This is a genomic window from Streptomyces sp. NPDC012466 (assembly GCF_042955215.1).
In the GTDB taxonomy this organism is placed as follows: domain Bacteria; phylum Actinomycetota; class Actinomycetes; order Streptomycetales; family Streptomycetaceae; genus Streptomyces.
In genome coordinates, this window is record NZ_JBIBEQ010000008.1 from 1 (window position 1) to 26,298 (window position 26,298).

28 protein-coding genes and 1 pseudogene are annotated in these 26,298 nt (G+C 72.3%); 13 read left to right on the top strand and 16 right to left on the bottom strand.

The annotated features are described in order from the left end of the window. Positions 1–652, bottom strand: a 652-nt coding sequence (locus ACFY9E_RS27475) for a maltotransferase domain-containing protein (RefSeq protein WP_390988410.1), incomplete at its 3' end; no start/stop codon positions are given. A 73-nt stretch (positions 653–725) separates the two neighbouring features. Beyond that, positions 726–1,094: a DUF5133 domain-containing protein gene (locus ACFY9E_RS27480; protein WP_390988412.1), complete on the bottom strand. Its 369-nt coding sequence runs from the start codon at positions 1,092–1,094 to the stop codon at positions 726–728. A gap of 363 nt (positions 1,095–1,457) precedes the next feature. Here ACFY9E_RS27480 and ACFY9E_RS27485 point away from each other — a divergent pair, with 363 nt between their 5' ends. Together ACFY9E_RS27485 and glgX are read left to right on the top strand one after the other, a co-directional pair. Then, positions 1,458–1,970 carry a pep a2 gene (locus ACFY9E_RS27485; RefSeq protein ID WP_390988413.1) on the top strand — a complete coding sequence of 171 codons (513 nt, stop codon included), beginning with the start codon at positions 1,458–1,460 and terminating at the stop codon, positions 1,968–1,970. After that, positions 1,967–4,120, top strand: a complete 2,154-nt coding sequence (glgX, locus tag ACFY9E_RS27490) for a glycogen debranching protein GlgX (protein WP_390988414.1) — start codon at positions 1,967–1,969, stop codon at positions 4,118–4,120. Before ACFY9E_RS27485 ends, glgX begins: the two co-directional genes overlap by 4 nt. Positions 4,121–4,126: 6 nt before the next feature. Here glgX and ACFY9E_RS27495 read toward each other — a convergent pair whose 3' ends face one another. Next, on the bottom strand, positions 4,127–4,930 hold the full coding sequence (locus ACFY9E_RS27495) for a VOC family protein (RefSeq protein ID WP_390988416.1): 804 nt from the start codon (positions 4,928–4,930) through the stop codon (positions 4,127–4,129). A gap of 246 nt (positions 4,931–5,176) precedes the next feature. On the opposite strand from ACFY9E_RS27495, the gene ACFY9E_RS27500 reads away from it, so the two are divergent. Beyond that, entirely contained in the window at positions 5,177–5,497 is a 321-nt protein-coding gene (locus tag ACFY9E_RS27500; RefSeq protein WP_390988418.1) for an ANTAR domain-containing protein, read from the top strand. A 28-nt stretch (positions 5,498–5,525) separates the two neighbouring features. Here the strand turns inward: ACFY9E_RS27500 and ACFY9E_RS27505 are convergent, their stop codons facing one another. Next, complete coding sequence (locus ACFY9E_RS27505) at positions 5,526–6,317, bottom strand: SigB/SigF/SigG family RNA polymerase sigma factor (protein WP_390988420.1); 792 nt, start codon at positions 6,315–6,317, stop codon at positions 5,526–5,528. Between the two features lie 288 nt (positions 6,318–6,605). Here ACFY9E_RS27505 and ACFY9E_RS27510 point away from each other — a divergent pair. The 3 genes and pseudogenes from ACFY9E_RS27510 to ACFY9E_RS27520 all read left to right on the top strand — a co-directional run. Beyond that, positions 6,606–6,781: pseudogene (locus ACFY9E_RS27510) on the top strand (MarR family transcriptional regulator); the annotation flags it as partial. 2 nt (positions 6,782–6,783) lie between these two features. Beyond that, positions 6,784–7,302: an ABC transporter permease gene (locus tag ACFY9E_RS27515; RefSeq protein ID WP_390988421.1), complete on the top strand. Its 519-nt coding sequence runs from the start codon at positions 6,784–6,786 to the stop codon at positions 7,300–7,302. 191 nt (positions 7,303–7,493) lie between these two features. Then, a complete protein-coding gene (locus ACFY9E_RS27520; RefSeq protein WP_283973821.1) occupies positions 7,494–8,015 on the top strand; it encodes a hypothetical protein in 522 nt (173 codons plus the stop codon). Positions 8,016–8,039: 24 nt separating this feature from the next. Here the strand turns inward: ACFY9E_RS27520 and hemC are convergent, their stop codons facing one another. From hemC to ligD, 3 genes are all read right to left on the bottom strand, one after another. Next, positions 8,040–8,975 (bottom strand): hydroxymethylbilane synthase, encoded by a 936-nt coding sequence (gene hemC / locus ACFY9E_RS27525; RefSeq protein ID WP_283973820.1) that lies wholly within the window; start codon positions 8,973–8,975, stop codon positions 8,040–8,042. Positions 8,976–9,124: 149 nt separating this feature from the next. Beyond that, a complete protein-coding gene (locus ACFY9E_RS27530) occupies positions 9,125–9,898 on the bottom strand; it encodes an NPP1 family protein (protein WP_390988423.1) in 774 nt (257 codons plus the stop codon). Between the two features lie 142 nt (positions 9,899–10,040). Further along, on the bottom strand, positions 10,041–11,021 hold the full coding sequence (gene ligD, locus ACFY9E_RS27535; RefSeq protein WP_390989152.1) for a non-homologous end-joining DNA ligase: 981 nt from the start codon (positions 11,019–11,021) through the stop codon (positions 10,041–10,043). 117 nt (positions 11,022–11,138) lie between these two features. Here ligD and ACFY9E_RS27540 point away from each other — a divergent pair, with 117 nt between their 5' ends. Next, on the top strand, positions 11,139–11,654 hold the full coding sequence (locus ACFY9E_RS27540; RefSeq protein WP_390988424.1) for a MarR family transcriptional regulator: 516 nt from the start codon (positions 11,139–11,141) through the stop codon (positions 11,652–11,654). 4 nt (positions 11,655–11,658) lie between these two features. Here ACFY9E_RS27540 and ACFY9E_RS27545 read toward each other — a convergent pair whose 3' ends face one another. After that, positions 11,659–12,816, bottom strand: a complete 1,158-nt coding sequence (locus tag ACFY9E_RS27545; protein WP_390989154.1) for an MFS transporter — start codon at positions 12,814–12,816, stop codon at positions 11,659–11,661. Positions 12,817–12,906: 90 nt separating this feature from the next. Here ACFY9E_RS27545 and ACFY9E_RS27550 point away from each other — a divergent pair, with 90 nt between their 5' ends. The 4 genes from ACFY9E_RS27550 (at position 12,907) to ACFY9E_RS27565 (ending at position 16,967) form a co-directional block, all read left to right on the top strand. Further along, on the top strand, positions 12,907–13,668 hold the full coding sequence (locus tag ACFY9E_RS27550) for a helix-turn-helix domain-containing protein (protein ID WP_390988426.1): 762 nt from the start codon (positions 12,907–12,909) through the stop codon (positions 13,666–13,668). 50 nt (positions 13,669–13,718) lie between these two features. Further along, positions 13,719–14,099 carry a DoxX family protein gene (locus tag ACFY9E_RS27555; protein WP_283973818.1) on the top strand — a complete coding sequence of 127 codons (381 nt, stop codon included), beginning with the start codon at positions 13,719–13,721 and terminating at the stop codon, positions 14,097–14,099. After that, positions 14,096–14,563: a redoxin domain-containing protein gene (locus ACFY9E_RS27560; RefSeq protein WP_390988428.1), complete on the top strand. Its 468-nt coding sequence runs from the start codon at positions 14,096–14,098 to the stop codon at positions 14,561–14,563. The genes ACFY9E_RS27555 and ACFY9E_RS27560 overlap by 4 nt, the downstream gene beginning before the upstream one ends. 61 nt (positions 14,564–14,624) lie before the next feature. Beyond that, positions 14,625–16,967 (top strand): SpoIIE family protein phosphatase, encoded by a 2,343-nt coding sequence (locus ACFY9E_RS27565; protein ID WP_390988430.1) that lies wholly within the window; start codon positions 14,625–14,627, stop codon positions 16,965–16,967. 9 nt (positions 16,968–16,976) lie between these two features. Here the strand turns inward: ACFY9E_RS27565 and ACFY9E_RS27570 are convergent, their stop codons facing one another. Together ACFY9E_RS27570 and ACFY9E_RS27575 are read right to left on the bottom strand one after the other, a co-directional pair. Further along, complete coding sequence (locus tag ACFY9E_RS27570) at positions 16,977–17,591, bottom strand: DNA polymerase ligase N-terminal domain-containing protein (RefSeq protein ID WP_390988432.1); 615 nt, start codon at positions 17,589–17,591, stop codon at positions 16,977–16,979. 38 nt (positions 17,592–17,629) lie between these two features. Further along, positions 17,630–18,460 (bottom strand): aldo/keto reductase, encoded by an 831-nt coding sequence (locus tag ACFY9E_RS27575; RefSeq protein ID WP_390988434.1) that lies wholly within the window; start codon positions 18,458–18,460, stop codon positions 17,630–17,632. 166 nt (positions 18,461–18,626) lie between these two features. Between ACFY9E_RS27575 and ACFY9E_RS27580 the strand changes: the two genes are divergently transcribed. Beyond that, positions 18,627–18,944, top strand: a complete 318-nt coding sequence (locus tag ACFY9E_RS27580; protein WP_390988436.1) for a hypothetical protein — start codon at positions 18,627–18,629, stop codon at positions 18,942–18,944. A gap of 178 nt (positions 18,945–19,122) precedes the next feature. Then, entirely contained in the window at positions 19,123–20,097 is a 975-nt protein-coding gene (locus ACFY9E_RS27585) for a TauD/TfdA family dioxygenase (protein WP_390988437.1), read from the top strand. Positions 20,098–20,173: 76 nt separating this feature from the next. On the opposite strand, the gene ACFY9E_RS27590 is transcribed toward ACFY9E_RS27585, so the two are convergent. From ACFY9E_RS27590 to ACFY9E_RS27615, 6 genes are all read right to left on the bottom strand, one after another. After that, the gene (locus ACFY9E_RS27590; protein ID WP_390988439.1) at positions 20,174–22,030 is read right to left on the bottom strand and encodes an ABC transporter transmembrane domain-containing protein; all 1,857 of its coding nucleotides are present in this window, start codon (positions 22,028–22,030) and stop codon (positions 20,174–20,176) included. Further along, on the bottom strand, positions 22,027–22,464 hold the full coding sequence (locus ACFY9E_RS27595; protein ID WP_390988441.1) for a lasso peptide biosynthesis B2 protein: 438 nt from the start codon (positions 22,462–22,464) through the stop codon (positions 22,027–22,029). Before ACFY9E_RS27595 ends, ACFY9E_RS27590 begins: the two co-directional genes overlap by 4 nt. Further along, complete coding sequence (locus ACFY9E_RS27600) at positions 22,461–22,715, bottom strand: lasso peptide biosynthesis PqqD family chaperone (protein WP_390988443.1); 255 nt, start codon at positions 22,713–22,715, stop codon at positions 22,461–22,463. Before ACFY9E_RS27600 ends, ACFY9E_RS27595 begins: the two co-directional genes overlap by 4 nt. A gap of 46 nt (positions 22,716–22,761) precedes the next feature. Continuing rightward, a complete protein-coding gene (locus ACFY9E_RS27605; protein ID WP_390988445.1) occupies positions 22,762–24,612 on the bottom strand; it encodes a lasso peptide isopeptide bond-forming cyclase in 1,851 nt (616 codons plus the stop codon). Positions 24,613–24,638: 26 nt separating this feature from the next. Further along, the gene (locus ACFY9E_RS27610; RefSeq protein ID WP_107047813.1) at positions 24,639–24,749 is read right to left on the bottom strand and encodes a keywimysin-related RiPP; all 111 of its coding nucleotides are present in this window, start codon (positions 24,747–24,749) and stop codon (positions 24,639–24,641) included. A gap of 456 nt (positions 24,750–25,205) precedes the next feature. After that, positions 25,206–26,234 (bottom strand): LLM class flavin-dependent oxidoreductase, encoded by a 1,029-nt coding sequence (locus ACFY9E_RS27615; protein ID WP_390988447.1) that lies wholly within the window; start codon positions 26,232–26,234, stop codon positions 25,206–25,208. Positions 26,235–26,298 lie beyond the last annotated feature (64 nt).

Here is a 26,298-nt window from a genome sequence, read left to right on the forward strand (position 1 = left end):
GCGGCTGCTCGCGCGTGCCCTCCGAGCGCGGGAAGAACTCGTACCACGAGCCGTACAGCGCCCGCTCCCGCTCCACCAGCAGCGGCAACGGCTCGGACGTGCTGACCAGGTCCCGCAGCGGATGCCGGGCCAGGACCGCGTCCACCTCCGGCGTCAGCGCCGCCGCGAAGCGGGCCGCCGTGGGCAGCGCGTCGTCGCGCAGCGTCTTCGCCGCGGCGAGCAGCACGGTGCGGCCGGCTTCCTTCGGTACGCCGGCCGCCGCCCGCTCGTGGAGCTCCGCGCCCTCTTCCAGGACCAGGCCCGGGTCGATGCCCGCCGGGATCTTTATGCCCGCCGCGTGGCGCCAGGTGGCCACCGGATCGCTCCAGGCCTCCACCCGGTACGACCAGCGGCCGACGGCGTTCGCGGTGACCTCGGCGCCCCAGCGGTCGCTGCCGGGGGCGAGCTCACGCATCGGCGTCCACGGGCCGGGGCGGCCCTCGGGGTCCTTCAGGACGACATTGGCGGCCACCGCGTCGTGCCCCTCCCGGAACACGGTGGCGGTGACCTCGAACGTCTCACCCACGACCGCCTTCGCCGGCCGGTTGCCGTTCTCCACGGCCGGGCGGACGTCCCGTACCGGGATGCGGCCGATGGCCCGGGTCCTACTCATGGTCCTCACCTCCACCGTGCTCGAAAGCCGGGCCGCCGGGCCCGGTTCAGGGGACAGATGTGCGGGAAGGCAGCTACCTTCCCGCCGTGGATCTCCGCTCGGCGGCCGGGGATCTCCGCTCCGCCGCCGGTGTCCTTCGTCTGACCGCCGTGGCCGGACGGGGCCGTTCGTTCGGTTCCTGCACACAGGTGACGTGCTGCTCCTGCAGGCACGTGATCTGCTGTTCCTCCAGGTAGGCGACCTGGTTCGTGCGCAGGTACCGCTCGGCCGCGTCCGCCGCTTCCCGCGCGCAGCGCTTGCCCATCAGCACGCAGAGCGTGTAGCCGGAGTCCTCGAACGTGGTCCGCACCGTGCGGTCGTTCGGTGCCGCGAGCATCACGCGTTCCCAGGCCCGGTAACGCCGCAACTGCCGGGCGACTTCGGCTTTGGCGGGTAGCAGCATGGCACCGATCACCTTTCGGGGCTCGAGGGACACGGTCTCCCGACGGTCGGACGGCGGCCGTGCGCACAGCGACACGGACCCGTAACGGCGATCGAGTTCTTCACACATGGTGCACGTGTGACGACACAGCGTCTTGTTGGATCTTCAACCAGTGGCGGCTCACTTGGGCCGTCCAGGTCATCCCGGCCCGCTCACTTGTGCCCACTACCGCCTCAGGCGTGCGCTCGTGTTGCACGAACGGGCTAGCACCCTCAGGCTGAGGGTGACTCAGAAGCGATAGGCGCTCACGTTCCGTGTTCGGGGCTCGTCCCGCAGGACCGCGGGAGCGAGAAGGAGCTGAGCTTCGCGGTGAGGAGCCGACCGATGAAGACCGCAGTGCCCTGCTACTACCACCTCGACGTGGAAGTCAGCCCGGAACGGGTGGGACAGGTCAGCCGTATTCTGGCCGCTCACCTGAAGTTCTGGGACCTGGACAACCTGGTCCAGCCCGTCTGCGGCGGTGCCGAGATGCTGCTCAAGGCCATCGACGAACACGCCACGGACAAGAACACGTCGATCGAGATGTGGTGGAACGGGCAGCACCTGATCACCGCCATCGGGGACAACGACCGCGCCCTGCGCCCGGACCAGGAACTGCGAGGCTGCCTCGAGCACCTCGCCGCGATGAGCGACGGCTGGGGCTGCTGCGCCACCGAGACCGGCAGCAAGGTCATCTGGTTCTCGCAGCGCGCCCGCGCCGGGGAACGCGTCCCGCTGGTGCCGACCGCTCCCGCCCCGCGGGAGAGCGAGGGCCTCGATGTCCCCCGCGAGGAGCGGGTCGCGCAGCTGGCCGGACCGGCCAGCACCCCGGGCGACCTCCTGGAGGAGGCCCGGTGACCCGCCGGCAGCCACGGAAAGGGGCGTCCGCCTGGGGCGGGCGCCCCTACCCCCTGGGGGCGGACTACGACGGTGAGGGCACCAACTTCGCGCTCTTCAGCGAGGTCGCCGAACGCGTCGAGCTGGTCCTCGTCGACGACGACGGCACGCACACCCGGGTGCCGCTGAACGAGGTCGACGGCTTCGTGTGGCACGGCTACGTGCCCGGTGTCGGCCCCGGCCAGCGCTACGGCTACCGGGTGCACGGGCCGTGGGCCCCCGCCGCCGGCCACCGCTGCAACCCGGCGAAACTGCTGCTCGACCCGTACGCCCGCGCGGTGGACGGGCAGATCGACAACCACCCCTCGCTCTACGAGCGCAACCCGGAGGGCCCCGACCCGGCCGACAGCGCCGGGCACACCATGCTCGGCGTGGTGACCGACCCGGCCTTCGACTGGGGCGACGACGCCCGGCCCGGCCGGCCCTACGCCGACACGGTGATCTACGAGGCGCACGTCAAGGGCATGACCCGCACCCATCCCGAGGTGCCCGAGGAACTCAGGGGCACCTACGCCGGGCTGGCCCACCCCGCGGTCGTCGAGCACCTGACCTCCCTGGGCGTCACGGCCGTCGAGCTGATGCCCGTCCACCAGTTCGTCCACGACGGGGTGCTGCACGACCGCGGCCTGGCCAACTACTGGGGCTACAACACCATCGGCTTCTTCGCGCCCCACAACGGTTACGCCGCCCACGGCTCGCGCGGGGGGCAGGTCGCCGAGTTCAAGCAGATGGTGAAGACCCTGCACGCGGCCGGGCTCGAAGTGATCCTCGACGTGGTCTACAACCACACCGCCGAGGGCAACGAGAGGGGCCCCACCCTGTCCTTCCGCGGGATCGACAACTCCTCGTACTACCGCCTGGTCGACGGCGACTGGGAGCACTACTACGACACCACCGGCACCGGCAACAGCCTGCTGATGCGGCACCCCTACGTACTCCAGCTGATCATGGACTCGCTGCGGTACTGGGTCACCGAGATGCACGTCGACGGCTTCCGCTTCGACCTCGCGGCGACGCTCGCCCGGCAGTTCCACGAGGTGGACCGGCTGTCGGCGTTCTTCGACCTCATCCAGCAGGACCCGGTGATCAGCCGCGTCAAGCTGATCGCCGAGCCGTGGGACGTCGGCGAGGGCGGCTACCAGGTGGGCAACTTCCCGCCCCTGTGGTCGGAGTGGAACGGCATGTACCGCGACGCGGTGCGGGACTTCTGGCGCGGTGAGGACCACACGCTCGGCGAGTTCGCCTCCCGGCTCACGGGCTCCTCCGACCTGTACCAGCACAGCAGGCGCCGCCCGCGCGCCAGCGTCAACTTCGTCACCGCGCACGACGGCTTCACCCTGCGCGACCTCGTCTCGTACAACGACAAGCACAACGAGGACAACGGCGAGGACAACCAGGACGGCGAGAGCACCAACCGGTCCTGGAACTGCGGCGTCGAGGGGCCGACCCGCGACGCCTCCGTGCTGGAGCTGCGCACGCGTCAGCAGCGCAACTTCCTCGCCACGCTGCTGCTGTCCCAGGGCATCCCGATGCTCTCCCACGGCGACGAGCTCGGACGCACCCAGGGCGGCAACAACAACGCCTACTGCCAGGACAACGCGGTCTCCTGGATCGACTGGCGGCTCACCGAGGAGCAGCGTGACCTGCTGGAGTTCACCCGGTACCTCATCGGGCTGCGCACGGGACACCCCGTGCTGCGGCGGCGCCGCTTCTTCCGCGGCGAGACCCTGACCCGGGCGGACCAGCCGCTGCCCGACCTGGTGTGGCTGGCGCCGGACACCCGCGAGATGACCGACGACGACTGGCAGCGCGGCGACGCGCACTCGGTCGGTGTCTTCCTCAACGGCGACGCCATCGCCGAACCCGACCCGCGCGGCCGTCCGGTGGTCGACGACTCCTTCCTGGTGCTGTTCAACAGCCACTGGGAGCCGGTCGACTTCCGCCTCCCGAACGCCTCCTACGGCGACCGGTGGACGGCCCTCATCGACACGGCCGACCCGGAGGGCACGCCCGACGAGTCGGAGCACAAGGCGGGGACACGTCTCACCGTCGGGGCCCGCAGCCTGGTCCTGCTGTCCAGGCCGTCCCGGGCGTCGCGCGAGAAGGAGTGAGCCGGGTCAGCGGTCGCGGCGCGCGGTCACCGTGAACTGCGCGCCGTCGTGGTCCCGCAGCACCGCCTCGTCGCCGCCCTTGGACAGGACGCTGCCGCCGTGCAGTTCGGCCGCCCGGGCGCAGGCCTCGACGTCGTCGACGGAGAAGTGGATCTGCCAGTGCGGCCGGATCGCGGGGTCGGGGGCCGCCTCCAGGGCGCCCGACTCGATGCGGGCCACCACGTCCCCGCGGCTGCGCAGCACGACCTCGCCGCCCTCGTAGTGGACCTCGCAGCAGCCCGGGTGCCGGGACGCCCAGTCGAGGACCTCGCCGTAGAAGATCGCCGCGTCGAAGGCGTCACGGGTGTGGAGCGTGATGAAGGCCGGCTGTGCGTTGCGCCAGGTCTCCCAGTCGGTGAAGAGGTCGCCCTCCCAGATGCCGAAGGTCGCTCCGTCCCGGTCGGCCAGCAGCGCCGCCCGCCCCGGGGGCAGTGAGATCGGCCCGACGGCGACGGTGCCCATACGTTCCTGCACCCGCGCCACCGCGTCGTCCGCGCTGCGCACCGCGAAGTACGGAGTCCACGCCACGGCCATCTGCCACATGGTCGCCACCCCCGCGATCCCCGCCACGGGCGAGCCGTCCACCAGCGCGATCCGGAACCGGTCGCCGAGCTTGGCCGGCCGCCACTGCCAGCCCAGCACGGCACCGTAGAACTCCTCGGTCGCCTTGACGTCCCGGCTCGTCAGGCTCACCCAGCAGGGAGCACCGAACACGGAGTGTGATGAGACGACGTCCTTCGTGCCGGAGGGGGTGGGCGTGTTGTGGTTCATGGCAGTCGCGTCCTGATCTCGTCGGCCTGGCAGCCACCGGAGGATTGACACCAGTGTCCAACCGGAACCGGTGTGGGCGCCTGCCGAGTACCCCGGCGGTGGCACCGAAACGGCATCCGGCCTGGTCCGCCCCGGTGGCACCGGGCGGTCCGAGTGACGACGATGGATGGGTCGGACACTGCGTCAAGGTACTCAAGCACCCGAGAGGACCTCGGGGGCAGCGGCGCACCGGACCCGGAGGTGACCATGCCCACGGACGGGGGCTCGGATCGGATCTTCGCGTTGCAGGAAGAGGTCCAGCAGCTGAAGGAGGCGGTCGTCTCCCACGCTGTCGTGGACCAGGCGATCGGGATGGTCGTCGTGCTCGGCCGGATCTCCCCCGACCAGGGGTGGGCCGTGCTGAAGGAGGTCTCCCAGCACACCAACATCAAGCTGCGCAACGTCGCGGAACTGATCCTCGTCTGGGGGCGCACGGGCGTGATGCCCGAGGAGATCCGGGCCGCCCTGGAGGACGCCCTCGACCGCGCCGGACCGACGCAGATCCCCGGCTCGCCGCCGGAGGCGTGACCCCCGGCGGCACGGAGTGGCCCCCGTTTCACGGGGTCTCGGTCAGCAGCTCCTCACGCAGATGGGCGAAGCAGCTGCTGAGCAACCGGGAGACGTGCATCTGGGAGATGCCGAGCTGCTCCGCGATGCGGCTCTGGGTCATGCCCTTGAAGAACCGCAGGTAGAGAATGATCCGCTCGCGCTCCGGCAGCGCCTCCAGACAGGGCCTGACGGCCACGCGGTTGACGACGATGTCGAAGGCCGGGTCGGGCCCGCCTATCGCGTCCCCGAGGGCGTAGCCGTCGGTCCCGGGCATCTCCGCCTCCAGCGAGAGGGCGGAGAAGCACTCCAGGGCCTCCATGCCGGTGCGGACCTCACCCTCGGTGAGCTGGGCGTACTCCGCGATCTCGGCGACCGTGGGGGAGCGGCCCGGGGTGGTCTGCGACAGCTCCTTGGCGGCGTGCCGCACGCGGTTGCGCAGGTCCTGTACCCGGCGGGGCACGTGCAGGGTCCACATGTGGTCACGGAAGTGCCGCTTGATCTCACCGGTGACCGTCGGCACCGCGTACGCCTCGAAGGCGTTGCCGCGGGCGGGATCGTAGTGGTCCACGGCCTTCACGAGGCCGAGAGCCGCCACCTGGTACAGGTCCTCCAGGGCCTCGCCACGGCCCCGGAAGCGGACGGCGATCCGCTCCGCCATGGGGAGCCAGGCCTCGACCAGTTCGTCCCGCAGGGCCTTGCGCTCGGGCCCCTCGGGCAGCCGCACGAGACGCGCGAACGCCTCGGCGGTGTCGGGGGCGTCGTCGTGGGGGTGCGTTCGGGTGCTTCCGGCGATACGCATGGTGCGCACCTCCCTGAGCAGGTGCTGAATGGACAGACACCGTGGGAGTGCCGACTCGGGCCTCAGGAGAGCACTGGGGCCCAGCCTGCGGCTCCCACGCGCGTGCCTCCTGTCCGAAGCACTTCCCTGCCCATTCCCGGGCAGGGGCATAGCGAAACAATTAAGACAATACGGCAATCGGGGGCCTCGGGCTCCCCCAGTCCCGCTCGTCCTTCCCGGTGCGTCTCTTGACCTCTCTTGACCACGCCTTGGGCCGATTGCCTCTGCTACAGAGCTAATCTCGCCCGAATGGAGCCGGAGACCTTCCCCGAGAGCTGGCCGACGCGCTCGTCGGCGTCCAGCGGCTGATCCGGCGGCGCCTGCGGCGGCAGATGCCCGACCCGCGGCTGCGCGGCGCCGAGGTGGAACTGCTGCGTCTGGTGGTGGCGCGGCCCGGCATCGGCATCTCCGACGCGGCCGAGGAGTCATGACCCCGGACACCGCCCCGCCCCGGGCCGACGAGAGCGCCCCACCCGGGGCCGACGCCGTCGCCTGCACCGGGCTCACCTACGCCTTCGGCGACCACCCTGCCGTGGACGGACTCGATCTCACCGTCCGGCAGGGTGAGGTCTTCGGGCTGCTCGGCCCCAACGGCGCCGGCAAGACCACCGTCGCCGCGATCGTCGTCCTCGGTTCGGCCTTCTTCTCCTGCCTGTCGATGACCATCGCCGGCATCGTCCTCAGCCGCGACCGCCTCATGGGCATCGGGCAGGCGATCACCATGCCGTTGTTCTTCGGCTCCAACGCCCTCTACCCGGTGTCCGTGATGCCGCACTGGCTCCAGGCCGTCAGCACGGCCAACCCGCTCAGCTACGAGGTCGACGCCCTGCGCGGCCTCCTCCTCGGCACCCCCCACCATCTGGCGTCCGACTTCGCGGTGCTGTTCCTGGCCGCCGCGCTCGGCATCACCGCGGCCTCGGCCCTGCTGGGCCGGCTGGCCCGATGATCTTCACTCCTGGAAGTGATGTGCGGCACGCTCGGGCAAGCGCTTTCTCCACCTGTTTCCGGATAACCGCTGGGCACGGCTTGATCACCGATCAAAACGGATGAACTGCCTGGCCACGGCGCATTCTGCTCATTTGACAGTGCGCTCAGAGCACAGATAGGAAGCAGCTTCCAGAGGTCGAGAGGTGCAGCGTGTACGAGCCGAACGTGGTCGGGGACTGGCAGGAGTACGACGAGCATGCCGGTCTGCGTGTCCGCGTCCACCGTCTGGAACTGGCCGAGCCGCCCCGCGGCCGGGACGACGCCGCCGAGGGGCTGACCTACTTCTGCCTCCGCGTGACGGTCGAGAACCGCGGCAGCCGCCATCTCGGCGTCCACCTCGAGGACGGCCAGATCGACGTCCGGCTCGGCCCGGACGGGGAGAGCGCCTTCATCGACTGGCGCAACTCGCAGTTCATCGAGGGCTTCGACGTCTACCCGCTGCGCCGGGCCACCGCCGTGCTGTACGCGGCCGGGGCCGAGGCGTCCCTGGGTCTCGTGGACGTCCAGGTGCAGTTGCGCGTCGAGGAGGAGTGGACCGACCGCCGGCTCTGGGCGGGCGGCATCGGGGCGCACGAGGGCCCTGCCGGGGCTCCGCAGGGCGCGGTGCGGGACAGTCTGGCGCACCAGGTGAGCGTCTTCCTGCGGGACCAGGCGGAGGAAGGCACCGCCTGATCCCGTGTCAGGGCGTCGCGGAGGTCAGTGCGGGATGCCGTCGATGATCTCGCGGGCGCCCTGACGGAGCAGGGCCACGGCGACCGAGGTGCCGAGCGTCGCCGGGTCGAGCCTGCCCGCCCACTCGTGGGCGTTGAGCCGGGTCTTGCCGTCCGGGGTGAACACACAGGCCCGCAGGGACAGTTCGCCACTGCGGTCCACCCGCGCGAATCCGGCGATGGGGCTGTTGCAGTGCCCCTGCAGCACGTGCAGGAACATGCGCTCGGCGGTGGTCTCCCGGTGGGTGTCCGGGTCGCCGAGACCGCTCACCGCGTCGATCAGCGCGGCGTCGTCCTCGCGGCACTGGAGGGCCAGCACGCCCGCGCCGATGGGCGGCATCATCGTCTCGGTCGAGAGGATCTCGCTGATCACGTCCTCGCGGCCGATGCGCTCCAGGCCGGAGACCGCGAGCAGCAGGGCGTCCGCCTCCCCGGCGGCCAGCTTCGCCAGACGCCGGTTGGCGTTGCCGCGGAACGGCACGCACTCCAGGTGGGGGTGCGTGGCGGCCAGTTGGGCGACGCGGCGCACCGAGGAGGTGCCGATCCGCGTGCCGGCCGGCAGCTCGTCCAGGGTGAGTCCGCCCGGGTGGATCAGGGCGTCGCGGATGTCGTCCCGCTTGAGGAACGCGGCGAACACCGTGCCCGCGGGGAGCGGCCGGTCGGCGGGCACGTCCTTCACACAGTGCACGGCGAGGTCGGCCTCGCCGGCCAGCAGCGCCGCGTCGACCTCCTTGGTGAACGCGCCCTTGCCCTCGACCTTGGACAGATCGCCCATCCACTTGTCGCCGGTGGTCTTCACCGGCACGACCTCGGTGCGCACTCCGGGGTGGGCGGCGGCCAACTCGGCCCGGACGCGCTCCACCTGGGCCAGGGCCATGGGGGAATCGCGGGAGACGATGCGGATCAGTTCGGGGACGGACATGCGGACACGATAGACCCTCCCGAGGGAGCGTTCGTGCCGTACCTCCACCGACGGCCCTGCTTCGGGCGTCAGTTCGGGACGAGCTCCCCGGTACGGCCCGGACCGGTTCGGTGACGCGGCGGTCCGGGCCGGGTCGGGGGCCGGTGCCGTCAGGCGTACGGGTCGAAGGCGATGCCGGAGGGCTTGGCCGATGCCAGGTGGTTGGCGAAGTTGGCGTCCTTCAGGCCGAAGTTGGCGCTGCCGAAGTTGTAGGACGTGAGCTTGTCGCGCACCCCGGCCGGGTAGCCGTTCCAGCCGACCAGCGCCGGGTACTGCCAGGTGTGCTCGTGGTTCTCCGGCGGCTCGTCGTTCGCGTTCGCGGCGCGGAAGCAGTGCGTGCTGATGCCGTCCTTGTGGTAGACGATCTTCGCGTGGGTGCCGTCGAAGCGGATGGCGGACGCCGCGTGCACGGTGAACGAGCCGTGGTTGGACGTCGAGACGTACTTGACCTGGTTGTCCTGCACGAACACCGCGACGTGCTCGAAGTCGTGCCGGTGGCCGCCGATGCTGCTGCCGGCCACGGCCTGGTCCTTCTCGAAGTAGAGGGCGTAGAGGATCGCGCACCAGCCGTTGTTGCACTTGGAGCGCGCGTAGCCGTTGGTGTTGTCGAGGTCCGAGGCGTCCCGGCAGTTGCCGTTCAGTGCGCCGGTCGGGTTCAGCCCGCCGTTCACGGTGCCGTCGGGGCCGATCGCGGGTGTGGAGTAGCACCCGTCGGTGTCGTAGTCGTAGGCGGGCTGGTACGTCTGCTCCAGTGCGTCCGCGTGGGCGGGCAGCGCCGACGGCGGTGCCGCGAAGGCCGTGGCGGGGAACGCCAGGACGAGAGCGGCGGCACCGGCCGCTCCGGTGAGCCATCTCCTGCGGTGGGCGAACGGGCGTGACGACACTGCGTCCTCCTTGGTCCGGGCGCAGCCCAACGGCTGTGGGGGAAAGGGAGGTTCAGCTTCCAGGTTGAACGCGTCCATGCCAAGAGGGGCGGAGGATCCCAGGGGTGAATCACAGCCCAACAGCCGGGGGCGGACGCCGTTTTCAGACCAGGTCGTCCGGGATGTCGGCCGCCGCCTCCTCGGGCGCGAGATCGGGCCGCAGCCGCAGCCAGGACGGCTGGCGCAGCATCCCCTCCCGGGTGCGGGTGCTGTAGCGCACCTCGCCGACCAGGCGGGGCACGACCCAGTGCGCGCCCGGAGCGCGCGGGGCGGGGTCGAAGGGGCAGACATCGGTCGCGGCGGCCCGCAACAGCCCGGCGAGTTCCGTGCGTTCGGCCTCGCTCCAGCCGGTGCCCACGCTTCCGACGTAGCGCAGCCGCCCCGCGGCACGCTGCCCGACCAGCACCGCGCCGGGCAGGCCGGTGAGCCGTCCCCTGCCGGGCTGCCAGCCGCCGACCAGGACGTCCTCGGTGCGCATGTTGCGGATCTTGATCCAGGCCCGCGAGCGCACCCCCGGTTCGTACAGCGAGTCCAGCCGCTTGCAGACCAGTCCCTCCAGGCCGTGCTCCTGGGTGGCGCGCAGGGCCTCGGCGCCGTGGCCCACGAGTGCGCGCGGCGTCGACCAGGAGGCTCCGGCGAGACCGAGGTCCTCCAGCGCCGCGCGGCGGCGCGTGTAGGGGAGCCGCAGGAGGGAGCGGCCCTCCAGGTGCATCAGGTCGAACAGCACGAGATGGACCGGGACCTCCGCTGCCCGTCGCGCGGCCCTGGCGGGAGCGTGGGCCAGGCCCATGCGGGACTGCAGCAACTGGAAGCTGGCGCGGCCCTGTTCGTCCAGGGCCATGATCTCACCGTCCAGTACGGCGGGTGTGGCGCCGAGGGCGGTGCCCAGCGGCCGCAGTTCGGGGTAGGCGGCCGTGATGTCGTCCCCGGAGCGGGCGCGCAGCAGCACGCTGCCGTCCCCGGGCAGATAGGCCACCACGCGCTGGCCGTCCTGCTTGGTCTCGTAGGCCCAGCGCGTGTCCTGCGCGGCGGGCGGCAGGGGGCCGGACGTGGCGAGCATCGGCGGGATCAGCGGCAGGTCCACGGGTGAGGTGTCGACGAACCGGCGGGCCCTCACGCGCGATTCGGGCCTGGTTCCCCTGAACGGCTGGTTCTCCGGTCGATTTACTTGAGTTACGCAACTAGATGGTAGCGTGCGCCCATGTCCACACCACCGCTCCCCGATGCTTCCTCCGCGGAAGTGATCGAGATCGAGCGCGCGCTCACCCGCATCACCTACCTGAGCACACGGGCCCGCCGGCACGACCGGCTGATGGCCCTGGCGGGCGTGCCGCTCGACCGCGCCGCCGTTGCGCTGCTGCGGCAGGTCGCCGACTCCGAGCCGCTGCGGCCGGGGGAGCTCGCCGCCCGGCTGGGCGTGGAGGCGTCGCACGTCACGCGCACGGTGCGGCAGTTGCAGACGTCCGGATACGTCACGCGCGTCCCCGACCCGGACGACCGTCGCGCCCAGCGCATCCAGCTCACCGACGCGGGCGGCGAGGCCATCGCCAAGATCCGCGACGCCGGGATCCGCGCCATGCGGGCGGCCCTCTCGGACTGGTCCCCCGGGGACCTGCGGCACCTCGCGACGCTCTTCCACCGCATGGTCGACGACTTCCTCGCCCACGCCCTCGACGAGGAGGGCGGAACCCGGTCGGCTCCGGCCGGCCAGGCCTGAAACGTCACCGCGCGACCGGGTTCTGCGGGTCCGCCCGTCGGCCGGCCGCCGTTCCCGGTGGCGCGGGCTCGCGCAGCCCGCACAGCAGGAGGCGGCCCAGCGCGGGAAGCACGAGGAGAGGGAGCAGGGCCGAGCGGAGGGTCGACGCGTCGGCCAGGGCCCCGAGGGCGGGTGCCGCCAGACCACCGACGCTCACGGTGAGACCCAGCGTGACCCCGCCGGCGGTGCCCGGGCGGCGGGGCAGGGCGTCCTGGCCCAGCGTGATGTGCAGCGAGAACGGCACGTACAGGCCCGCCGACGTCAGCGCCACGAACACGTACACCGGCGGACCGGGCACCAGGACCAGACCGGCCACGGCCAGGACCGTCAGGGCGTACGACCGGCGCACCACCGTCATCCGCCCGTACCGCTCGGCCAGCCGGCCCCCGGCCAGCGTCCCGACCGCGCCTCCGGCGTAGAGCACGAACAGGGCCGCCGTACCGGCCGCCTCGCCGCCACCGGTGCGCTCCCGCACGTAGAGGGAGACGAACGTGCTCAGGCCGACGAAGACCACGGAGCGGCAGACCACCGCCCCCGACAGCCGCAGGAAGGTGCCCCAGTCGTCCTCGCCGACGGCGGCGGACGGGCCAGCGCTCCCGGCGCCGGGCCCCGCCGAGCGCACGGCCGCCGCACACAGCGCCGCCCCCGCCAGGGCCGGTACGGCCAGCAGGGGAGAGGCACGCAGCCCGCCCGTGGCGACCACGGCGGACACCAGCAGGGGCGCCAGGGCGAAGCCGGCGTTGCCGCCGAAGGAGAACCAGCCCATCCCCGTGTGCCGGCCCTGCGCGACGGCCCGCGCCACCCGGGCCGCCTCCGGATGGTAGGCGGCCACGCCCACCCCCGACACGGCCACCACTGCCAGGGTCAGCGCATAGGAGCCGGTCACCCCGCTCAGGGCGACGCCCGCACCGGACGTCAGCGCGCTCAGCGGCAGCAGCCACGGCATCGCCCACCGGTCCGTGAGCACCCCGAACAGCGGCTGCACCAGCGACGACAGCAGCGACGCCGCCAGGACGACACCCGATGCGGCGGCATAGGAGTAGGCACGCTCGGCGACGAAGTACGGAACCAGAGCGGCCACGGCCCCCTGGTAGACATCCACGCAGGCGTGTCCCAGGGACATCAGGGCGACAGGTCGGTCGTGTCTCGAAGCGGTCACCCGGCGATCGTCGTCCGCGGGGCGCCTGGCACGCTTCCGATAATCTGCCGGACTGTGCCGAACATCCGCCACACCCCCACGGCCCCCACCCGAGCCCAGCGGCTGACCGCCGGCGACCGCATCGAAGCGCACCGGCACGACGACCACCAGATCGTCTACGCGGGCACCGGTGTCGTCGCCGTCACCACCGGCGCCGGCACCTGGTTCGCGCCCGGCACCCGCGCCATCTGGGTCCCGGCCGGCACCGTGCACGCCCACCGCGCCCACGGCCGGCTCGATCTGCACCTGGTCGGCCTGCCCGCCGACGAAAACCCCCTCGGCCTGGACCACCCGGCCGTCCTCGCCGTCAGCCCGCTGCTGCGCGAACTGATCCTCGCCTACACCCGCGACCCCGCCGACGACAGCCCCGAGCGCTGCCGGCTGCGTGCCGTCCTGCGCGACCAGCTCCGGGCCTCGCCCCAGCAGCCCCTGCGCCTGCCCACCCCCGCCGACCCGCGCCTGGCCGCCGTCTGCGCGCTCGTGCACGCCGCCCCGGCCGACGCGCGCACCCTCGCCGAGCTCGGCGCCGCGACCGGGGTGGGGGAGCGGACCCTCAGCCGGCTCTTCCGCGGCGAGTTCGGAATGACGTTCCCGCAGTGGCGCACCCAGTCGCGGCTCTACCACGCCCTGCGGATGCTGGCCGACGGCCTGCCCGTCACGACCGTCGCCCACCGCTGCGGCTGGTCCTCCGCCAGCGCCTTCATCGACGTCTTCCGGCGCTCCTTCGGCTACACGCCGGGCAGCCACCACCGGCACTCCCGGGACCCGGTGAACTGACCTGTCTACCGACTGGTAATAATGCGCGGCAGGCCTTCAGAGGAGGAACCGTGTCCCGGTCCGAACGCTCGCCCCTGCTGCTCGCCGGCCTGCTGGCCACCGCGGGTGTCGCCCACTTCGCCGCCCCACGCCCGTTCGACGCGACCATCCCGCGTGGCCTGCCCGGCACGCCCAGAGCCTGGACCTACGCCAGCGGCGCCGCCGAGCTCGCGCTGGCCGCGGGCCTGGCGCTGCCGCGCACCCGCAGGACCGCCGCGCTGGCCACCGCCGCCTTCTTCGTCGGGGTGTTCCCCGCCAACGTCAAGATGGCCGCCGACTGGCGCCACCGTCCCACCCCGCAGAAGGCCGCCGCCTTCGGGCGCCTGCCCCTGCAGGTGCCCCTCGTGCTCTGGGCCCGCGGTGTCGCACGTAACGCGGAGGGCAGGTCGTGACCGCGCGCGTGGAGACCGGCGACACGGTCGAGGACTTCGCCCTGCCCGACGAGACCGGCACCGTCCGCAGTCTGTCCGGGCTGCTCGCCGAGGGCCCGGTCGTGCTGTTCTTCTACCCGGCCGCCCTGACCCCCGGCTGCACGGCCCAGGCCTGTCACTTCCGCGACCTCGCCACCGAGTTCGCCGCCGTCGGGGCACGCCCCGTCGGCATCAGCGGTGACGCCGTCGAGCGGCAGCAGGAGTTCGCCGGACGGCACGGCCTCGGCATGCCGCTGCTGTCCGACGCCGACGGCGCGGTCCGCGAGCGGTTCGGGGTGAAGCGGGGCTTCTCCCTGGCGCCCACCAAGCGCACCACGTTCGTCATCGCGCAGGACCGCACCGTCCTCGACGTGGTACGCAGCGAACTGCGCATGAACGCGCACGCCGACCGGGCGCTCGCCGCGCTGCGCGCCCACGGGGCCTGACACTGTCACGAATGCCGCGCCGCGGTTGATAGCGGGCTGCGCAGGGATAATCCTGGACGATATGGAGGACGCCTCCGCTGCTGCGATCATCGACGCCCGCGGCATTCTGACGGGGTGGAGCCGGGGTGCCCGGCAGCTGACCGGCTATCCCGCCGACGAAGTCGTGGGCCGGGCCGCACGGGAACTGCTCGCGGAGGACGTGCCCCCCGAGGCGGTGTCCGCGCTGTCGGGCACCGTCATGGTGCGGCACCGCGACGGGTACCTCGTCGGGGTCCGCGTCAGTGCCTGCGCCGTGTCGGGCCCGGACGGTGACACGGACGCCTATGTGATCACCGCCGCGCCACCCGGCCGCGAGGAGACGTCCCTCGCGGGCCGCGCCTTCCAGCAGGCGTCCATCTCGATGTCCGTCTTCGACACCGGCCAGCGCTATCTGCGGCTCAACGAAGCCGCCTGCCATGTGATGGGCGTGTCCGAGGAGACCCTGCTCGGCCGGCACTTCCCGGAGACCGTGGAAGAGGCCGAGCACGTGCACGGCTTCGACTGGCATCTCCGGCACGTCGTGGAGACGGGCCGGCCGGTGCGCTACGAGAGCTACACCGGTGCCCCGGCCCTGAACCGGGAGCACGCCTGGGTCACCGAGATGTGGCCGGTCCGGGACGCCGCCGGCGCGCTCGTGGGGACCGCTCTGGCCGCGTTCGACAGCACCGAGCAGTACTGGGCCCGCCAGCGGCTGGCCCTGCTCAACGAGGCCGCGGCCGCCATCGGCACCACACTGGACGTGGTCCGCACGGCCGAGGAACTGATCGAGGTCGTGGTGCCCCGGTTCGCGGACTTCGCGAGCGTGGACCTGTTCGACTGGGTGCTCGGCGCGGACGAGCAGCCCGCGGTGCCCGCCGAAGAGATCACCCTCAGGCGGGTCGCACACGGTTCCGTCACCGAGGGCACCCCCGAAGCGGCCGTGCATCTGGGAGAAGTCGACGTCTACACCGCGTTCTCGCCGATCGCCCGGGCCCTGCGGGAAGGCGGAGCCGTCCTCAGCCAGGCGGGAGAGCCCGCCTTCATGCGCTGGGTCGCCGAGCGCAATTCCCGAGCCCCGGAAGGACGCCCTTACCGCGCAGGCGCCCATTCGATGCTGGCCGTACCGCTGCGGGCCCGCGGCACCACCCTGGGTGTCGCCGTGGCCGTCCGGGTGGCGCAGGCCGACGACTACGGCGCCGACGACGCCGTGTTCGCCGAGGAACTCGCCAGCCGTGCCGCGGTCTGCGTCGACAACGCCCGCCGCTTCGCCCGGGAACGCACCACCGCCCTCGCCCTCCAGCACAGCCTGCTGCCGAGGGGGCTGCCCGGCCAGGCCGCCGTCCAGGTCGCCCACCGCTATCTGCCCTCCGGCTCGGCGGCCGGCATCGGCGGCGACTGGTTCGACGTGATCCCGCTGTCCGGCAGCCGCGTCGCGCTGGTCGTCGGGGACGTCGTGGGGCACGGCATCCCCTCCACGGCGACCATGGGCCGGCTGGTCACGGCCGTCCGCACCCTCGCCGACGTGGACCTCCCGCCGGACGAGCTCCTCACCCACCTCGACGACCTGGTCACCCACCTGGCGTCGGACGACGAGGGGGAGGAGGTCGCCGAGCTCGGCGCGACCTGCCTGTACGCCGTCTACGATCCCGTCACACGCCGCCTGAACGTGGCCGCCGCCGGGCATCCCGCCCCCGCGCTGGTGCTGCCCGACGGCTCGGCCCGGCTCATCCCCATGAGCGCGGGGCCGCCGCTGGGGGTGGGAGGACTGCCGTTCGAGGCGACGGAGCTCCAGCTGCCCGAGGACTCCGTCGTCGCCCTCTACACCGACGGGCTCGTCGAGGACCGTGACCGCGACGTCGACCACGCCACCGAGGAGCTGTGCCGGGCCCTGACCGTGCCGGCGGAATCCCTGGACGCCCTGTGCGACTCGGTGCTGAAGGCCGTCCTGCCGGAGGAACCCGGTGACGACGTGGCGTTGCTGCTGGCCCGAACCCGGGCGCTGGGTGCCGATCAGGTCGCCACCTGGGACATCACCCCGGACCCCGCGGAGGTGGCCACCGCCCGGCAGGCCGCGACCGACCAGCTCACCGCGTGGGGCCTGGACGAGACGGCCTTCGTCACCGAACTCGTCGTCAGCGAACTGGTCACCAACGCCATCCGGTACGGCGCTCCGCCCATCCAGCTCCGCCTGATCCGCGACCGGACCCTCATCTGCGAGGTGTCCGACGGCAGTTCCACCTCCCCGCACCTGCGGCGGGCGCACCAGGACGACGAGGGCGGCCGCGGCCTGCTGCTGGTCGCCCAGCTCACCCAGCGCTGGGGCAGCAGGCAGACCACCCGGGGCAAGACCATCTGGTGCGAGCAGTCCCTCACGCCGCTGTTCTGAGCGGCCGGTTCACTCCGCGGCCGCGTCCGACGCGACCTGGGCGAGCGTACGGCCGGACGTGACCGAGCGGGCCCGGCGGGGATCGGGAGCCCCGCCCCCGCGGCTCGTGTCACCGGCCCGCTTCACGAGCAGCCACGCCTCCTCGCCGTCGCCGCTCCGACCGCCGCGGAACCGGGTCAGGGCGTACTCGCCGTGCAGCTTGGAACCGCTCAGCCGGAACGTGGCGTGCCCGCGCTCCAGGGACTTGGCGAAGTCGACGGGCCGGCCCTCGCGGTCGTGGCTCAGCGGCTCGTACGTGCCATGGTCCCAGACGATCACGGTGCCGCCGCCGTATTCGCCGCGGGGGATCACACCCTCGAACTCCTCGTACTCCAGCGGATGGTCCTCCGTGGGCACGGCCAGCCGCTTGTCCTTGGGGTCCGCCGAGGGGCCTTTGGGGATCGACCAGGACTTCAGCACGTCGCCCACCTGCAACCGGAAGTCGAAGTGCATCGTGCTCGCGTCATGGATCTGCACCACGAACCGGGGCTTGTCCCCGGCCCGCCCACCGCGTCCCCGGGGCTCGCCGGTCCGGTCGGAGTCGCGCTTGCCGCGGTAGTCCCGCAGCCGGTCCCGCTCAGCCACCTGCGGCTCCTTCCCGCCTCGCGGACCCCGGGTACCCGTCAGAACTCCTCGTGCACCTCGGGGTCCCCGCCCACCCGGCGGTGCGCCCGGTCCGCGACGGCCCGCATCTCGTCCTCGCCCAGCTCGAAGCCGAAGACGTCGATGTTGGCGCGCTGCCGCTCGGGGTTGGCCGACTTCGGGATGGGCACCGCCCCGAGCTGGGTGTGCCAGCGCAGCACGACCTGCCCGGCCGTCACCCCGTGCGCCTCGGCGATCCGCGCCACGGCGGGGTCGTCCAGCAGGGGCGTGCCCCGGCCCAGCGGGCTCCAGCTCTCGGTGACGATGCCCTTGCCCGCGTGGAAGGCGCGCAGGTCGTCCTGCGGCAGGAAGGGGTGCAGCTCGATCTGGTTGACGGACGGCAGCACCCCGGTCTCCTTCTCCAGCCGCTCGATGTGCGCGGCCGTGAAGTTCGAGACGCCGATCGACCGGACGAGCCCCTCCTCGCGCAGCTTGATCATGGCCTTCCAGGAGTCGACGTACCGGTCCACGCGCGGCAGTGGCCAGTGGATCAGGTACAGGTCGACGTACTCCAGGCCGAGGCGGGCCCGGGACTCCTCGAAGGAGGCGAGGGTCTCCTCGTAGCCGTGGTGCCGGCCCGGGAGCTTCGTCGTCACGACGATCTCCTCGCGCGGCACCACCCCGGAGGCCACACCGCGGCCCACCCCCGTCTCGTTGCGGTAGTTCGTCGCCGTGTCGATCAGGCGGTAGCCCGCCTCCAGGGCCGTGAGCACCGCCTGCTGCGCCTCGTCGTCACCGAGCGGCCAGGTGCCCAGACCCAGGGCGGGGAGCGTCGTGCCGTCGTTGAGCGTGTGTGTCGGGATGCTGATCACCGTCGGACCTTCCCGTTGACTGCGTCGTCCCCCCAGCGTCACGGATACCGGGAGCAATGATCAACCGGACAGGCGGGGACGAGGGCGGCGGACGACATCGGCGGCGCCGAGGAGAAGCGGCGGCCTTCCGCTGCCCGGCCGGCGCCGGGTGATGTTGCGGAACGCCGTGCTCCTGGTTTTCAAGGTGCAGGACGGCGGCACCGCCCGGCCACGTCTCGGCCTCCTCGAAACCGCGGTCACGGACGACGGGCCGGGAATCCTCCACCGCCTCGGCCCAGTCGTCGATCGCCTCGGGGGAGGTGCGCACGGCGTCGATCAGCTCCTCGACGAGCCGCAGTGTGCCCTCGCGGAGGTTCGCCCGAAGCTGATTCAGCGTCACCTCTTGGCAGGGCATGCCCAGGTGCCACCGGAGCCGCATGAGGTAACGGCACTTCTGCTGGTCGCGGTCGTCGGCGAGCCGGTCGTGATCACACGGCGCACATGACCGCGCTGTTCCTCGTCGCGGAAGCCCGCCGGCAGGTCCGTCAAGGTCATGGGGCCTGACGCCACCGACGGCGGACCGCCCGCCTCGACCGGCTCGTTGCGGCATGGTCGCCCTCGACGGAGATCACTGTCACGATCTTCGGGAAGGCCGGACCACGCCCACGACCAGCGGAGCGCTCATGACGACGGACAGCGGGATGACGGACGAGGCGGCGCGGAGGGCCGGGGTGGAGGTGAAACCCGTCGCCGGGTACATCGGAGCCGAGACCAGCGGGGTCGATCTGGCCGGGGATCTCGATGACACCGTGGTCGCCGCGATCAGGGCGGCGGTGCTGCGGTGGAAGGTGGTGTTCTTCCGGGGGCAGCGGCTGGACCACGCCCGGCATGTGGAGTTCGCCCGGCGGTTCGGCGAGATCGTGGTGCTGCCCCGGCGGGGCAAGGCCTCGCCCGCCGGCTTCCCCGAGATCGAGACGACCGCCGACCGGCTGGAGCTGGGCGGGCGGTTCGGGATGGAGCACGACGAGTGGCTGCGGCGCCGCCGCCACACGCTGCTGCGCGGCTGGCACTGCGATCACGGGGCCCGCGTCGACCCGCCGGCGGCGACGATCCTGCGCGCCGAGACGGTACCGCCCTACGGGGGCGACACGACCTGGGCGAACCTGGCGGCGGCGTACGCCGGACTCTCCGCGCCGCTGCGGCAGTTCGTCGACGGGCTGCGCGCCGAGCACCGGCTCGGGGTCGGCTACCAGCCCAGGCCCGGCGACGACGCGTACATTCGCCATCTGCTCGACCGTCAGGTCGCGTCCCTGCACCCGCTGGTGCGGGTCCACCCCGAGACGGGCGAGCGGATCCTGTACGTCAACGGCTACTACGTCGAGCAGATCGCCGGCCTCTCCCGGCCCGAGAGCGGCGCCGTCCTGGAGATGCTGCTGGAGCAGGCGGTCCGGCCCGAGTACACGGTCCGGTTCCGCTGGGAGCCGGGCAGCGTGGCCTTCTGGGACAACCGAGCCACCATGCATCTGGCCCCCGGCGACACCGCTCACCTCGACCACCCCCGGATCATGCACCGCGTGATGCTCGCCGGGGAGGTGCCCGTCGGGGTGGACGGCAGGCCGTCGGAACCGATCACCGGGACCGCGCCCGGGCGCTGGTGACCCCGGGCCGGACCGGAGGACCGGGCCGCGAGTGCGCCCACGCCGGTACGGGCGCCTGAAGGGCATGAGTCGCCGGTCAGGCGCCTCTGTTCCTGGCCTCCCCGCCCGCCCTGAGTATCTGGCTCGCGGCCAGCTCGCGATAGAGGGCACTGCTGACCAGCAGTTCCTCGTGACGTCCGCCGGTGGCCGTGCGGCCGTCCTGGAGCACCACGATGTGGTCGGCGTGCTGCACGGTGGACAGACGGTGCGCGATCACCAGCAGGGCGCACTCCTGGGCGACATCCTTCATGACGGTGGTGAGCGCCGATTCGTTGATCGCGTCGAGGTGCGAGGTGGGCTCGTCCAGCAACAGCAGCGCGGGCCGGGCCAGCAAGGCGCGTGCGAGGGCGACACGTTGACGTTCGCCGCCGGAGAGGTTGCAGCCGTGTTCACCGATGACAGCGGCCAGGCCTCCGGGCAGCCGGTCGACGACCTCTTCGAGCCGGGCCAGTTCGACGACACGCCGGATCTCCGCCTCGGTGGCGTCCGGCACGGCGTAGGTGATGTTGTCGCGCAACGTGCCGTGCACCACATGGGTGTTCTGGTCGACCACGGCGATGCCTCGGCGGCAGTCACCCCGCGTGAGTTCGGTCGCCGGCCGCCCGCTGAAGAGCAAGGTGCCCGCATCCGGCTCATAGAACCTCGCGACCAGGGCGAACACCGTGCTCTTGCCGGCTCCGGACGGGCCCACCAGGGCCACATGCCGTCGCTGCGGGACGGCGAACGACACACCGCGGAGGACCGGCCGCTCCGGGTCGTAGCCGAAGTGGACCTCGCGCAGGGCGAGGACGGGCTGCTCGCGAGCGCCGGACGGCCGGGTCGGCCGCGGTGTGGGTGCGCGGTCCGTCGGATTCGGGGGTGTGGTGGGCTCCACAGGGAGGCGGAGCGCCTCGTCGATGCGTTGGTAGGCCCCCATCCCGCGCTGGACGAGACCCACCGCGCGAAAGACGGAGGACAACGGCAGGACGAGGTACGAGGCGTACAACAGAAACGCGACGAGGTCACCGAGGGAGCCGGCGTGGCCGCCGACGCGCAGGCCGCCGACGACCAGGACGATGAGAAACGAGCCCTGCACGGCGAGTTCGACGGCGGAGCTCATCACCGAGGCGAGCTTCGCGGTGCGCACCCCCGCGCCGTAGGCCGCCTCGACGCGGGCGCCGATGCCGGCCGCCTCCCGCTCCTCGGCTCGGTGCACTCGGACCATCGGCAGGGCGCTCAGGGCGCGTTCGAGATCGGCGGCGACGGCACCGACCGAGCCCTGCATGTGCGCGGACGCGATCCTGATGCCCGTGAGCAGTGAGGCGACCACCACGGCGGAGGCCGCCACGGTCAGGACCACCAGGAGCAGCAGCAGAGGGTCGAGCCACGCCATGAGGGCGATCGCCCCGGCCGCGACCAGGCTTCCCGTCACGAGATCGACCAGGGCCTGTGAGACGACCTCCCGCAGCAAGGTGGTGTCGGTGGTCACCCGGGAGATGAGGTCGCCGCTCCGGTGGCGGTCGTACTCCCGCATCTCCAGTCGGAGCAGCCGGCCCACCAGCCCGTGCCGGAGCTGGCGTACGACGCCTTCGCCCATCCGTTCCAGAAGGAAGCGCCCCGCCGCCCCCGTCGCCGCCTCGACGACGAACAGTGTGCCCAGGAGGACCAGCAGCGGCCAGATGACCTGTCCGCGGCCGCTCGTGTCCACGACCTGCTTGGCGACGAGCGGCTGCGCCAGTCCCAGGGCGGAACCGACGAGGGTCAGCACGCTGGCGACGGCGATCGCGCTTCGATGCCCGGCGGTGAGCCGGTACATCGTGGCCACCGCCGCCAGGGTGGACTTGCCGGCTTCGGCTTCGGCTTCGGTTTCGGCGATCGCGGCCCGGTCGCCGCGCGGGACCGTCGCGCCGGTCATCGGTCGGCAGCACCGGGCAGCGGGGCGACGGACACCAGCCGGGCGAAGTAGCCCTGTGGGACCCCCTCGCCGACGGGACGGCCTTCAGCCTCGATCCAGGCGTGCGCGGTGAAGGGCGGGGTGACCCGTACACCGGTGCACCAGGTCGGCCATGTTCCGCCGAGCCGGCACAGCAGTGCCGCGCCCAGGGAGCGCGGTAGGCACCCCTTGGGCCCGGCGCAGCGCAGGCTGACGGCGCACATGGCTTCGCGTGCGTTGCGGGCCTGCCCGGTGGTCGCCGCTGCGGCGCCGCGCCGCAGGACGCCGAGCACGGTGCGGATGTGGCGGGGCGGCAGCAGGGCGAGGGCGACGGCGGGGAGCAGGACGAGGCGGGCGGCCAGGCGCCGTGCCAGGGGCACACCGGTGGGCCGCTCCAGGGCGCTGGGCGTCGTCATGAGGCGAGCCCCGAGTCGCGCAGCTCTCGGACGAGCGTCTCGACGTCCTGGAGGGCTTGCGTCTGGTGGATGTCGAACTCCCGGGCCAGGGCGGCGGCCGCGTCCGCTTCCTCGCCGCCGTCCAGCAGCGTCCGCACCACCAAGGTGGCTGTGGGGTTCAACTCCCAGTAGTGGCCGACCTGTTCGTCCAGCAGGACCGTGCCGTAGTCGGTCTCGGCCGTGGAGACGTTGTCGCCGAACCGCAGGGGCATGTGGTGGCCTTTCTGGTGTGTCTGACATGTCTGACGGGGAACGCGGTCAGGGTTGCGGGACGCGGGCGCGGCCGCGGGCGAGCCCGCGCAGCCACACCTCCGCGGCGATCGTGGAGTAGAGGATGGCGTCGGAGAGCCCCGGGGAGGCGGGCCGGCGGGCGAGGCGGCGCAGCTCGGCGCCGTCCACCAGGCCCAGCTCCGCCAGCCGCGAGTCCTCCCACAGGGCCAGCAGGTCGGCACGGTGTTCGCGCAGCCCGTTGGAGGCGTCCATGGAGGCCGTGGCCTTGTTGCTGCGTCGCAGGCACTCCTCGGGCACGATCCCCCGCATCGCGGCGCTCAGGACGGGCTTGTACCGCCAGGGCGTGACGCGTTCGCTCGGACGTACGGAGAGACATGCCTCGACGACGCGGTCGTCCAGGAACGGAGAGGCCATCGGCAAGCCGGCTCGGGCTGCCATCCGGTCCCACTGCCGGATGACGCGGGTGCACGAGCGGATCTGCTCCAGGTCGGTGTGGAGCCCACGGTCCGGATGCAGCGGCGAGGCCGTCGCCGCGGCGTCGAGCAGTGCCCGGCGGGCCATCCGCTCCGCCTCGGGAGTCACCCAGCCGAAGAGGCGCGGGGTCATCCCCCATCCGAGAGCCGTTGCGACGGACGGCGGCAACGGGCCCCGCAGGTCACCGGCGGCGTCGGTGAGCCACCTCCGGTACGGCCGGAAGTCGGTGAGAGCGCGGAATGTGCCGCCGAGCGGCCACTGCCACAGCGCCCGGAACCCGCGCAACTGGCGCAGGGCGAACAGCGGACGGGTGCGCAGCAGCCGGTGGTAGTACGCCTCGGAGCACCACGCCACGTGGTCGCCGCCGATGCCGGTCAGATGCAACCGGCTGCCGCGTGCGGCGAGGCCGGGCAGGTGGTGCAGCACCCGGGAGCGGTCCATGACGCCGATGGTGGGTTCGTCGAGGAGGTCGTCGATGCCGAGCAGGTTCTCGTAGACCAGCGGCGAGGCGTCGGCGTCCCAGACCATGTGCTCGACGTCCGGCAGGTAACGCACCGCCTGTTCGGCCCAGGACAGGTCGGTGTCCGCCGGGTCCCGCCCGGGCCACGTACTGGCCACCACGCGGGCGGGGGAGCGGTCGGCCAGGAAGCAGACGGAGGTGGAGTCCAGGCCGCCGGACAGATCGCAGCTCACCACGCCGCCCTGACGGGTACGCGCGCCGACGGCCTCCTCCAGTGCCGTCCGGATCAGGGGCGCCGCTTCGTCGAGCGGCCGGACCGGCTCCGGCGGCGTCCACCATCGAGTGTGTCGTACGGTGCGCCCGTCCGCGGCGATCACGACGGCGGTGTGCGGGGGAACGGCGGTGACCGCACGCCACATCGATGTCTCGAACAGCGGATACGGGGCGGGCCACAGCAGCCTTACGGCGAGTTCCTCCACGTCGGGCTCCAGGCCCAGGACGGTGGCCAGGGTGTCGGCGCGGGTCGCGGCCACTCGCACGCCGTCGATCTCCGTGTGGAAGACGAGCCGCAGCCCGGAGGCCGTGCCCTGCATCCTGATCCGGCCGTCGAGGGCGCCGACGAGGTGGAAACTGCCGGGGAGGGAACGGGCCAGTGCGTCGAGCTCCGCGAGATCACGCAACCGTGCGGCCCGGTGCCGCAGTTCGTCGGCGTCGATCGGGCAGCAGCCGACGACGGCGAGGGAGGCGCCGCGGACGCCCGCGGTGACGATCTCGTCGTCGTGCCAGTGGCCGACCAGCCAGGGCCGGCCCGACGCGTGCGCGAGCGTCCGGCTTCCGGGGCGGGCGAAGGAGCGGGCCGCGGCGGCCGCGTCCGCACGGTCGGTGAAGACCGCGAAGTGCGCGTCGCCGGGGCCCGTCCCCGCACTTTCGTGCAGTTCAGTCATGACGTCGGGTCAAGGACCGTCGGTCGTCAGTTCTTGCTCAGGATCAGCCGGTCGTTGCCGGAGCGCTGAAGGAGCCCCGTCTCCTTCCGGAAGGTACCGAGCCGGACGAGCGTCGGTGCCTCGTATGCCTTCTTCATGACCACTCCTCACGTGCAGATTCGCCGGCCGCCTCCCTGACCGACGGACCCGGGGAGTGCCCCGGGTGCCGCCGGTCGGCGTCGGGCTCATCGGGAACCCGGGCCGGGAAGCGGACGCGGCAATAGCTAGCTGCAAGGCGTGAGATCAAGGCAAGGGTCCATGCAAAGCTCGGATGATATGCAAAACCGGAACCTATCGGTCCGTGCGCCTGCTCTCGTTCGGCCGGCGCTTCGGCGCGGATCGACGGTACGACCCGGGCGTGCACAGGTTCGAATGAACGTTTCGACCTGCGCCTCCGGCAGTTGCTCCCGGCGCCTGCCAGGACGAGGTCCGCCGACGCCCGGCCGGGCGCCGCCGGGGGCGCACTCCGCTCCCATGACGTGCTCCCCTTGGCCTGGAAGACCCCGTGCCCTCCCCGGTGGCCGGCGTGACCGTTCTCGGGCGGACGAAACCGCCTACGTCCCCGGGTGCCAGCCCAGGGCCGGGCCCAGCCCGGTCGCCATGTCGGTGAGGATCTGAACGTAGTCCTCGTGCTCGAAGGTGAACGGCAGCGCGAAGGCCACCTCGTCCACCTCTCGGAACGCGGCGTGCGCGTGCAGGCGCTCGGCGATCTCCGCCGAGGTGCCCACCAGATCCGGCGCGAAGAGCAGCCGCGCCGGACCCTGGGGCGCGGTCGTGCGGGGGGTGCGCTGGGCGGCGTACTCCTCGTAGCGTGCGCGCTGCCCGGGCGAGGCTGAGTCCGTGGGGATGACGACCAGGCCCTGCGAGACGCGGGCGGCCTCGCCGTCGGGGTGGGCGGCCCGGAAGGCGCGAATCTGGGCGAGCTGGATCTCCGCAAAATCGTAGGGGCCTTCGGGCTCCTCGGCCTTCACGACGCTGCTGGTGAGGAGGTTCATGCCGTGTTCGCCGGCCCAGCGGGCCGACCGCAGGCTGCCGCCGCCGTACCACAGGCGGCGGCCCAGGCCGGGGGAGTGCGGCTGGACACGATCGGAGAAGACCTCGAAGCCCTCGGCCCCGTTGCAGTCCGTCGCCGGCTTGCCCCGCACGAAGTCCAGCAGTCGCTCCACCCGCCCGTGGCCGAAGTCCTCGGCGTCGGCCGTGTCCGGGTAGAGCGCCCCCTTGACCTGGTCGAAGTGCATCGGCGGACCGACGCTGACGCCCGGGTTGAGCCGACCGCCCGACAGCAGGTCGACGGTGGCCAGGTCCTCGGCGAGCCGCAGCGGGTTCTCCCAGCCGAGCGGGATGACCGCCGTGCCCAGTTCGATACGGCGGGTGCGCTGGGACGCCGCCGACAGGACGGCGACGGGGGAGGAGATGCCGTACTGGAGATGCCGGTGACGTACCCACGCGCTGTCGAAGCCGAGCCGCTCGCCCAGCTCGATGATCTCCAGTGTGGACGCGTGGCCCCGGCGCGGGTCCGCCGCGTCGAACAGTCCGATGGTCAGGAAACCCAGCCTGCGCAGTGGTCGTGGGGTCGGCGGCACGGGCCCTCCATCGTTGAAGCTTCAATGGCCTACGGTGATGCCAACCCGGCACCGGACCGTACTG

Coding starts and splice junctions, on each gene's coding strand:
- ACFY9E_RS27480 (WP_390988412.1), bottom strand. CDS start 1,094: ATGCTGCTACCCGCCAAAGCCGAAGTCGCCCGGCAGTTGCGGCGTTAC.
- ACFY9E_RS27485 (WP_390988413.1), top strand. CDS start 1,458: ATGAAGACCGCAGTGCCCTGCTACTACCACCTCGACGTGGAAGTCAGC.
- ACFY9E_RS27495 (WP_390988416.1), bottom strand. CDS start 4,930: ATGAACCACAACACGCCCACCCCCTCCGGCACGAAGGACGTCGTCTCA.
- ACFY9E_RS27500 (WP_390988418.1), top strand. CDS start 5,177: ATGCCCACGGACGGGGGCTCGGATCGGATCTTCGCGTTGCAGGAAGAG.
- ACFY9E_RS27505 (WP_390988420.1), bottom strand. CDS start 6,317: ATGCGTATCGCCGGAAGCACCCGAACGCACCCCCACGACGACGCCCCC.
- ACFY9E_RS27515 (WP_390988421.1), top strand. CDS start 6,784: ATGACCCCGGACACCGCCCCGCCCCGGGCCGACGAGAGCGCCCCACCC.
- hemC (WP_283973820.1), bottom strand. CDS start 8,975: ATGTCCGTCCCCGAACTGATCCGCATCGTCTCCCGCGATTCCCCCATG.
- ACFY9E_RS27540 (WP_390988424.1), top strand. CDS start 11,139: ATGTCCACACCACCGCTCCCCGATGCTTCCTCCGCGGAAGTGATCGAG.
- ACFY9E_RS27545 (WP_390989154.1), bottom strand. CDS start 12,816: ATGTCCCTGGGACACGCCTGCGTGGATGTCTACCAGGGGGCCGTGGCC.
- ACFY9E_RS27565 (WP_390988430.1), top strand. CDS start 14,625: ATGGAGGACGCCTCCGCTGCTGCGATCATCGACGCCCGCGGCATTCTG.
- ACFY9E_RS27585 (WP_390988437.1), top strand. CDS start 19,123: ATGACGACGGACAGCGGGATGACGGACGAGGCGGCGCGGAGGGCCGGG.
- ACFY9E_RS27590 (WP_390988439.1), bottom strand. CDS start 22,030: ATGACCGGCGCGACGGTCCCGCGCGGCGACCGGGCCGCGATCGCCGAA.
- ACFY9E_RS27595 (WP_390988441.1), bottom strand. CDS start 22,464: ATGACGACGCCCAGCGCCCTGGAGCGGCCCACCGGTGTGCCCCTGGCA.
- ACFY9E_RS27600 (WP_390988443.1), bottom strand. CDS start 22,715: ATGCCCCTGCGGTTCGGCGACAACGTCTCCACGGCCGAGACCGACTAC.
- ACFY9E_RS27605 (WP_390988445.1), bottom strand. CDS start 24,612: ATGACTGAACTGCACGAAAGTGCGGGGACGGGCCCCGGCGACGCGCAC.
- ACFY9E_RS27610 (WP_107047813.1), bottom strand. CDS start 24,749: ATGAAGAAGGCATACGAGGCACCGACGCTCGTCCGGCTCGGTACCTTC.